At 63.4% G+C, this 9,052-nt stretch carries 5 protein-coding genes, 1 tRNA gene and 1 pseudogene; 4 read left to right on the forward strand and 3 right to left on the reverse strand.

The genetic code is table 11. The features are described from left to right. Positions 1–56: 56 nt before the first annotated feature. The gene (gene topA, locus HMPREF2760_RS03065) at positions 57–2,987 is read left to right on the forward strand and encodes a type I DNA topoisomerase (protein ID WP_070596596.1); all 2,931 of its coding nucleotides are present in this window, start codon (positions 57–59) and stop codon (positions 2,985–2,987) included. 544 nt (positions 2,988–3,531) lie between these two features. Here the strand turns inward: topA and HMPREF2760_RS03070 are convergent. Together HMPREF2760_RS03070 and HMPREF2760_RS03075 are read right to left on the reverse strand one after the other, a co-directional pair. After that, a complete protein-coding gene (locus HMPREF2760_RS03070) occupies positions 3,532–4,905 on the reverse strand; it encodes a DUF418 domain-containing protein (protein WP_083304476.1) in 1,374 nt (457 codons plus the stop codon). Positions 4,906–4,937: 32 nt separating this feature from the next. Further along, on the reverse strand, positions 4,938–6,470 hold the full coding sequence (locus tag HMPREF2760_RS03075; RefSeq protein ID WP_070596597.1) for an adenylate/guanylate cyclase domain-containing protein: 1,533 nt from the start codon (positions 6,468–6,470) through the stop codon (positions 4,938–4,940). Between HMPREF2760_RS03075 and HMPREF2760_RS03080 the strand changes: the two genes are divergently transcribed. The 3 genes from HMPREF2760_RS03080 to HMPREF2760_RS03090 all read left to right on the forward strand — a co-directional run bounded on the left by HMPREF2760_RS03080 (position 6,469) and on the right by HMPREF2760_RS03090 (position 8,603). Beyond that, on the forward strand, positions 6,469–7,716 hold the full coding sequence (locus HMPREF2760_RS03080; protein WP_083304477.1) for a DNA polymerase III subunit delta': 1,248 nt from the start codon (positions 6,469–6,471) through the stop codon (positions 7,714–7,716). The two genes, HMPREF2760_RS03075 and HMPREF2760_RS03080, sit on opposite strands and share 2 nt — an antisense overlap. A 102-nt stretch (positions 7,717–7,818) precedes the next feature. Beyond that, positions 7,819–7,894, forward strand: a tRNA-Thr gene (locus tag HMPREF2760_RS03085). 193 nt (positions 7,895–8,087) lie between these two features. Continuing rightward, entirely contained in the window at positions 8,088–8,603 is a 516-nt protein-coding gene (locus HMPREF2760_RS03090) for a ClbS/DfsB family four-helix bundle protein (RefSeq protein ID WP_034969882.1), read from the forward strand. On the opposite strand, the pseudogene HMPREF2760_RS03095 reads toward HMPREF2760_RS03090, so the two are convergent. Then, positions 8,572–9,052: pseudogene (locus HMPREF2760_RS03095) on the reverse strand (DNA recombinase); the annotation flags it as partial. The gene HMPREF2760_RS03090 and the pseudogene HMPREF2760_RS03095 sit on opposite strands and share 32 nt — an antisense overlap.

The raw sequence follows: 9,052 nt of genomic DNA on the forward strand, positions 1-9,052 counted from the left end.
TACTCTAGGGGCAATTGCCCAGCAGAGGACTAGCCATCGGAAGGGATGAAGTCGAAGTGGCAGAAGCTACCGGCCCGGGGAAGACCCTGGTCATCGTCGAGTCAGCAACCAAGGCGAAGAAGATTCAGCCTTACCTCGGCGATAAGTACATTGTTGAGGCCTCCGTCGGCCACATCCGGGACCTTCCCCGCGGCGCCGCCGACGTCCCCGCCAAATATAAGAAGGAATCCTGGGCGCGCCTCGGTGTTAACCCGGAGGATAACTTCACCCCGCTGTACGTCATCAGCCAGGACAAGAAGAAGAAGGTCGCTGACCTCAAGGCCAAGCTGAAGCAGTGCGACCAGCTCTACCTCGCAACAGACCCCGACCGCGAGGGCGAGGCCATTGCCTGGCACCTGCTGGAAGTACTCAAGCCCAAGGTGCCGGTGCGCCGAATGGTCTTCAACGAGATCACCAAGTCCGCCATCCTGGAGGCCGCGGAAAACACCCGTGAACTCGATGAAAACCTCATCGACGCCCAGGAAACCCGCCGCATCCTGGACCGCCTCTACGGCTACGAGGTCTCCCCGGTGCTGTGGAAGAAGGTCATGCCGCGCCTATCGGCTGGCCGCGTGCAGTCGGTAGCTACCCGCGTCATCGTCGAGCGCGAGCGCGAGCGCATGGCATTCATCCCCGCCGAGTACTGGGATCTCACGGCAACGCTGAAATCCACGCCGGATTTCGATGCGCGCCTGAGTGCCCTCGATGGCAAGCGCGTGGCCGCGGGCCGCGACTTCAACGATAGGGGTCAGCTGAAGAGCGACGAGGTGGTCGTCGTCAAGCAGGCCCAGGCGGAGCAGCTGGCCAGCGCGCTGGAGGGCTCCACCATGACCGTGGCTAGTGTCGAGCACAAGCCTTATTCGCGCAAGCCTTCCGCGCCGTTTATGACGTCGACGCTGCAGCAGGAGGCTGGCCGCCGCCTGCACTACACCTCGGAGCGCACGATGCGCATTGCGCAGCGCCTCTACGAGAACGGTCACATCACCTATATGCGTACCGACTCGACCTCCCTGTCCAAACAGGGCCTGGACGCTGCGCGTGAGGCTGCCTCCTCCATCTTCGGCGCGGAGTTCGTCTCAGATGGACCGCGCCGGTATGACCGCAAGGTGAAGAATTCCCAGGAGGCCCACGAGGCCATCCGTCCCGCCGGCGAGCGTTTTGCCACCCCGGGCCAGCTGGCCGGGCAGCTCGACGCCGAGGAATACAAGCTTTATGAGCTGATTTGGAAGCGCACCGTGGCCTGCCAGATGGCAGATGCCAAGGGAACCTCGATGAAGGTGACCGCAGCTGTCAACGCCGGCGGCCACGACGCTGACTTCTCCGCAACCGGCCGCACGATTACCTTCCCGGGCTTCCTCAAGGCCTACGAGGACGTCGCGGCGAAGGGCTCGAAGGAAGAGTCGCGCCTGCCGCACCTCAATGAGGGCGACACGCTGAAGACCGCTGCGGTTACTGCCGACGGCCACTCCACCAACCCGCCGGCGCGCTATACCGAGGCCAGCTTGGTCAAGAAGATGGAAGATTTGGGCATTGGGCGCCCGTCGACGTACGCCTCCATCATCAAGACCATCCAGGACCGCGGCTACGTGCTCTCCCGCGGCAACGCGCTGGTGCCCTCGTGGGTTGCCTTCGCGGTGGTGGGTCTGCTGGAGAATAACTTCACTGAGCTGGTGGATTATGACTTCACCTCCTCCATGGAGGATGAGCTCGATGCTATTGCCGCCGGTTCGGAGAACGGCACGGATTGGCTGAATAACTTCTACTTCGGCAACACGGAGGCCGGCGAGCGCAAGGCCGCATCTATTGCTCGCCACGGCGGCCTGAAGTCCTTGGTGGACATCAACCTGGAGGCCATCGATGCCCGCCAGGTCAACTCCCTGCGCCTGTACACCGACGCGGAAGGCCGCGATGTCTTCGTGCGCGTGGGCCGCTACGGTCCGTATATCGAACGCGCCGTGGGCACCAACGAGGACGGCACGGTGGAGTACCAGCGCGCCAACCTCTCGGAGACGGTCACCCCGGATGAGCTCAACGAGGCTTTGGCAGAGAAGCTCTTTGCCACCCCGCAGGGTGGGCGCGAGCTGGGCCAGAACCCAGAGAACGGACGCACCATCGTGGCCAAGGAGGGTCGTTTCGGCCCGTACGTGACCGAGCAGGTGCGTGACGACGAGCGCGAGAAGGCCGAGGCCGAAGCCGAGGAGATCGTCAAGGAAGAGCGCGCCGCCGAGGACGCCCAGCGCGCGGCCGAGGGCAAGCGCGCCAAGAATTGGGAGACCAAGACCGCGGCGAAACAGAAGGAAAAGCGCATCGCCGAGTACGTCGAGGAGAAGCTGAAGCCGGGCACTGCCTCGCTCTTTGCTTCGATGGAGCCGTCCAGCGTCACCTTGGAGGAAGCGCTCAAGCTGCTGAGCCTGCCGCGTGAGGTGGGCGTGGACCCCTCGGATGGAGAGGTCATCACCGCGCAGAATGGGCGCTATGGCCCGTACCTGAAGAAGGGCAAGGATTCCCGTTCCTTGGCCAAGGAGGAGCAGATCTTCTCCATCACCTTGGATGAGGCGCGCCGCATCTATGCGGAGCCGAAGCGCCGTGGCCGCGCGGCCGCACAGCCGCCGATTAAGCAGCTGGGTGACAACGATGTCTCCGGCAAGCCGATGACGGTCAAGGACGGCCGCTTTGGCCCGTACGTCACTGACGGCACGACGAATGCCTCGCTGCGCCGTGGTGACGATCCGGAGCAGCTTACCGACGCCCGCGCGAACGAGCTCCTTTCCGAGCGCCGCGCCAAGGACGCCGCGAACGGTGGGGCGAAGAAGTCGACGAAGAAGAGCACTAAGAAGTCGACCAAGAAATCGACCAAGAAGGCCACGAAGAAGTCGAGCAAGAAGGCGACGAAGAAGCCTTCACCGGGCACGAAGAACGTGGTCAAGGCCGGATCGCGCAGGAAGTAGCAGGACATGAAGACCAGCTTCGCCCGCGACATGCTGGACCGCACCCAAGAGGGCACCGAGGCTCTCCTGCGCGCGGTGGGCCCGGCCTTTGCTGGCCGCGATCACCTCACCCTCGGCGCGCTCGCCGCGGGGGAGACTGCAGTCTGGTCACGCCTGTTTAACTGGCGCATGCTCGGCACGGCCACGACCGCCGCTGTACCCGTGCTGTTGGCCCTGCGCCCAGACTGCGCACCGGAGACCCGCGTGGGGCTTATCGCCGCTTCGCTTGGCCAGGCCGCCAAGCGCGGCGCACCAACGACGTTCGGCGTGACGTGCGTGAGCGTGCAATACGCATCCTTCGCGTGGGCGCTGCGCGGTGCGCGCAATGATGCGCTGGGTTGGGGCCTGCGCGCCGGCGCGTGGGCCGCGGGCAGTGCACTGTCCCGTACTCGCTGCGAGCGCCGCGCCACGGCTATCGCCGGAATCCCGGCGGCTGCGCTCTCCGCGTTAGCTGGTGACCCAGCCCTGCGCGCTGCTGAATCTACGCAGGGGCTGAGCCACGGTGCTAACCTGCTTCTGGCCTCTGAGGCGCTGACGGTCCTGAACCCGGCTGAACAGCGCCAGGATGCGGGCCTGCGTGGCCGGGTTCTGGATGCGGCGCAGTCGGCGGCACAGACGGTAGGCCTGGTGCTGCTGGTGGATGGGCTGGCGCGGAAGGGCCGCGGTTAGGCGCAGCGCCTAATTCCGGGCGCATCGTCTTGCCATAGGACAAGCGTCGGTGTACCCATTCGAAGGGCCCGGGCTTGCCCGCGGCCTCGAGCGCGCAGGCGATGAGGAGCGTTGCTAGCCATACGCCGGTGGCTAGCGCTGCCTGGCCCGCGGCGCTGAGCTCCGGGCCAATGTTGAGGGTAAAGGGGTAGACCAGCGCCAGGAAGAACACGGACTGCAGCACGTAGCCGGTCATGGAGCGCTTACCGAGCGCGATGAGTGGCCACAGGAACCACGGGCGCGCACCACGGCGCTGCAGGGGTTCTAGGGCGAGTGTTGCCCCCGCCACGATGCCCGGCCCGGTGAGCATGCCGATGCAGCTATTCGCCGCGTTGAGGGGTTCTGCCAGCGCTGGGTCCAGCACCCCAATCGTGGACAAGCCCCAGGGCAGCCCGAGGAAGAGGATGATGGCTAGGGCCAAAAGGGTCCACGCCCACAGCTCGCGCCGATGGCCCCCGGCCAAGGTTCCGCGGCGCGCCCACACGAAACCTACGAGCATCACCGGAAGGACCAAGGCTCCCGTCAGTGGAACGGAAAAAGCTTGGGCGCAGACCATGATGGCTTGTTCACCCAGCAGCTCCCAGTAGGATTCGGCGGCGGTGAAGCCGCTGAGATCAAACTCCGACGTATCGACAAGCGCGGCCCCAACGCCCATTCCGATGCCCGCCACAACCAGTAGCGCACAGAACCCGTAGGCCACGCGCATCAGGAGCTTGTCGGTTAAAGTAAGCAGCAACGCAATGAGCATGCCCATCGCGCCGTAGAGCAGCATGATGTCGCCGGAAAAGAGGAAGAGGCAGTGGAGGGCACCGAATAAAGCCAGAAATCCATAGCGCTTAGCCAACACGGCCTGCGCGCGCCGCAGTGGGAAACCGCGTCGCCACAAGCTCATCGCGATAAGCCCCACGCCAAAGCCGAGAAGCGTGGAGAACATCGGCAGGCCACGCACATGCACGAACATGGCGGAAAAGACCACGTAGATCTTGTCCGCGAGGGAGTCGACGCCGCCGAAATAGGCATCGGGGCCATCGCCGCTGTTCATAATCCACGCGGTGCAAACGTTTGCCAGCGCAATGCCCAGCAGGGCCATGCCGCGGGCGACGTCGGGGACGAGGAGGCGGGGACTCGAATTCTGGCGTGCCGGATGGGGTTGGTGTGGCTGATGAGGCATGGCCCCAAGCTACCAGAACCACAAAAACTTATTTATCCGAGAGCGCGTTCCGCCAACGTCGGGCGAATCGGGCGCGCCAGCTGCGTCATGCGGCGGCGCCCGCGCAGCTCAATAGACTTCATGAGCGTCCAGCGCGCTTGCTCGGCCTCATTAGCGCCGCGCAGGGTGGCGGAGTTGGTGAGTACCTGGCCCGGGGTGTCCTTGGCCAGCTCGGTGAGACGCGCGGCCTCGTTGACGGCATCACCAATGACGGTGTACTCGAAGCGGTCCGCGCCACCAATGTGGCCAGCCACCACGTGGCCCGCCGCTACGCCGATGCCCGCCTGTAGCCGCAGCCCGCGCAGTTCCTGGCGCAGCTCGCGGGCGGCCTGCAGGGCCATGGAGTTCGCGTCGTAGACCGTCAGCGGGGCACCGAAGACGGCCAGGGCGGCGTCACCCTGGAATTTGTTGATGATGCCCTTGTTGCGGTGCACCACCTCAACGACGTGCTCAAAGAACTTGTTGAGCTCCTCCACCACTTCTTCCGGGGTGTGGTTGACGGCGAAGGTGGTGGAACCGATGACGTCGATAAACAGCACGGCCACTTTGCGGTCCTCGCCGCCCAGCTCCGGGCGTTCCTCCAAGGCGCGCTGCGCCACCTCGGCGCCGACATAGCGGCCGAAAATATCGCGCACGCGCTGGCGCTCGCGCAGGCCGCGCATCATCTCGTTAAAACCGGCCTGAAGAACGCCGAGCTCGGAGCCGTCGTAGATGTCCACCTGGACGTCACTCTCGCCGCGGCGCACGCGGTTGATGGCGTCCTGCAGCTCAATGATGGGATCGACCACGCTCATCATCGCGAACATGGTGCCCATGAGCCCGGTGCCCAGCGCGGTAACGGTCAGCGCGACGATGGCCGGCATGATGTCTGAGGTCTCAGGGCTAAACAGGCCTGCCTGTTGGCCCATGAGGACAAGCACGATGCCAATGAGCGGGATGCCGGAGGTCATCATCCAGGTGGAAAGCAGCCGGTACTTAATCGGCGGCTCCAAGGTGGAATCCTCGAAACGCCGGGCCACGGCCTCCGCAGCCACGGGGCGCACGAGGCGCTCCGCCTGCAAGTACGTCAACAGCACGATGAGGCCGCCGGCCAATGCAGCAGAAACACCGACCACGACGGCCAGCCGCGCCGAGTGCTGGCCTGCCAGCACCACTGCCAAGATGATGCCCAGCAGCCACACGCCCGCGGCCACACCGGCCTGGTAGAGCGGGATGCGCAGGACCAGGTTGCGCACCATGTTGGGATCATGGTCATCGGGGCTGCGTTGCCAGTCCAACACCGGCCTGAAAAGCCGAAGTGTTACCGCTATGCCGATGATGACCGCAAAGGTCACGAACAGCGAGCCGTAGGTCCACAGGTGCGGCGTTTCGGAGATGAATTCCGAAATCTCCGGCATGGGGAGGAAGAAGACCACAAAGGTCATAATCGCGATGGCGCCGATGATGTTGGCGCCCAAGACGAGCGCGGCGTACATCGGCCATTGGGTGCCCCACAACCAGCGGGCGCCACGCATCAGTCTGTTCATGGTTACACACTTTAGTTATCCCAGTAGGCTTGAGCGAGTGAACACCTCCAGCGTTGCCGAAAGGCTTGCCGACGCCCCCTCCGTCTCCCACACCATCCTCAGTGCTGCTCGCGCGGCTCGCGGTGAGGGCGACTCGCGAGCGATGAGCCACTCCTGGCTTTTTACCGGCCCTCCCGGTGCCGGCCGTTCGCTGGCCGCGCAGTGCTTTGCCGCGGCGCTCATGTGTACGTCCGCCGATGAGAACGGCAACCCCGGCTGCGGGCGCTGCCCCTCCTGCCAAAGCGTCCTGGACAATCAAGAGCACACCGACTTGGTCTACGTGGATCCGCAGGAGCAGTTCATCACCGTGGGCGAGGCCCGTGAGGTCATCGGGCGCGCCGCCAGCCTGCCGAGCGTGGCGCCGTGGCGCGTGGTCATCTTCAACAAGGCCGACCGCCTGCGCAATGAGGCCGCCAACGCGCTGCTCAAAACCGTGGAGGAGCCCCCGGAGCGCACCGTCATCATCATGGTGGCGCCCTCGGAGGATCCGGAGGACTTCTCGGTCACGCTGCGCTCGCGCTGCCGTCACCTTTATATTCCGGCGCCGAGCGTGGAGGGCGTCGTCAAGCAGCTCGTCGCCGAAGGTGCCAGCGAGGATGACGCGCGTCTGGCCGCCGTGACCACCCTGCGCCACGTGGGGCGTGCGCGACACCTGGTCAACGAACCCGCCGCGCAGAAGCGCCGCGCCATGGCCATCAACCTGGCCGAGGATGTCTTCCACGGCTCCCAGGCCTTTCAATCCGTTACTGCGCTGCTGAAATTCATTGAGAAGGAAGCCAAGGACTCCCACGCGGCGGCGGAGGAGGCGGAACGCTCCAAGATTGAACAATCCTTCGGCGTCGGCGCTAAGGGCAAGGGCGCGACGAAGGCGCAGCGCGACGCCCGCAGTGCGCTGAAGGATATGGAAGAGCTCCACAAGAAGCGCGCTAAACGACGCATCTCCGACGGCCTCGACATCGCCCTCGTGGATCTCGCCGGTATTTACCGCGATGCGCTCATGCTCAAAGTCGGCGCTGAGGTGGAGATGACCCACCCGGACTTCGCGGGCCTAGCGGGCGAACTTGCCCAGCGCGTGAGCGAAGATGGCTTGCTGGCCGCCCAGTCCGCTATCCGCACCTGCCGCGAGCAGCTGCCGCAGAACGTCACCCCGCAGGTGGCTTTCGACGGCATGGTGGGCCGCCTGCGCCTGGCCTGTGGCGCGCGCTAACCAGCACGTGTGCTGCGTGCACACTACAGGTGATAGCCCGATTTCTTTATCAGCCCAGGCCTAGGCTAAACTCTCAGGCGGTGCATATACACACTGCATCGTGCCGCCTTAGCTCAGTCGGTAGAGCATCTCACTCGTAATGAGAAGGTCGCGAGTTCGATTCTCGCAGGCGGCTCCACTTAGACGTCGGATTTGATAAGTACCCTTTTGCGTTAGCGAGTATCGCTTAGGGGGGTGTGAAAAATCGCTTGCGTTAGCGGGTTTGGGTTTTGCGTTAGCGGGTATCTTGTTTGCCCTAGTAAAATGCGTATTTAGGGTTTAACGCGCTAACGAAGCGTTAAACCTAAGGCCGTTTCACGAGGAGGTGTGTGGTGAGATCGTATGCGTCCGGCGATGAACTAGCCGCAGAGATTACTAAGCGTGGCGAACTTTTTATCGGCGAGTTCGTAGGCGTTCCTGGCGATGGTTGGGACCGGCTGGTTGACGGTGTTGACCGCACGCCCCGGCAGATGATCGCCTACCAGCTTGGCTGGATGGAATTACTGCTCGGCTGGGAACGTGACGAACAAGCCGGTCTTGACGTGGTGACTCCGGCACCTGGTTTTAAGTGGAATCAACTGGGCGGATTGTATGAATCGTTCTACCAACGCTGGGAGCAGGTATCTACTGAGGATTTGATCGACAGGTTCAAGATCCTGCTTGGTGAGATAGTCAAAATGGTGGGCGGTCTAACCGAATCAGAATTGTTTAGTTCGGGTCAGCGTGCGTGGGCTTCTTCCACCCCGTCGGCGTGGCCGGTGTGGAAATGGGTGCATATCAACACCGTCGCGCCATTTACGACGTTTCGCACCAAAATCAGGAAGTGGAAGAAACTGGCAGCCTGCTAGCAATAGGCACGGTGATTTCAGTGCCGATTCTGAAGACGAACTGGATCTCGTTGGCTCCGATAACGGCATGGTCGATAAGCGCTGTCCACTGGGATGGTTGAAAATGCTGGATGGGCTTGTCGGCCAACTGGGTGTAGGCGGTTTTGATCGCAGTGGCCTTGGCACTCTTGGCAGCAATCTCGGCCTCGATGGCTTGTTTGCGGCCCAGGGTTTTCTGGTATCGCGCTTCTAGCTGGGTGTAGCGGGCGGGGTATTGGTCCTGGTCTTGCGCTACCCGCTGATTTTCTGCAACCAATGATTCAATCTCGCTGGCAAGAGCGCGGATTTTCTCGTCTAGGCGCTTGGACTCCGCTTCGAGCTGGTCTGTATTAAACATGGCGTCGATGACCTGTGGTAGGTGGCTTTGTCCGCGATAGGACCTGACCCCTGTTTGGTAGACACCTGATATC

It is taken from the genome of Corynebacterium sp. HMSC065D07, assembly GCF_001810695.1.
GTDB lineage: Bacteria > Actinomycetota > Actinomycetes > Mycobacteriales > Mycobacteriaceae > Corynebacterium > Corynebacterium hesseae.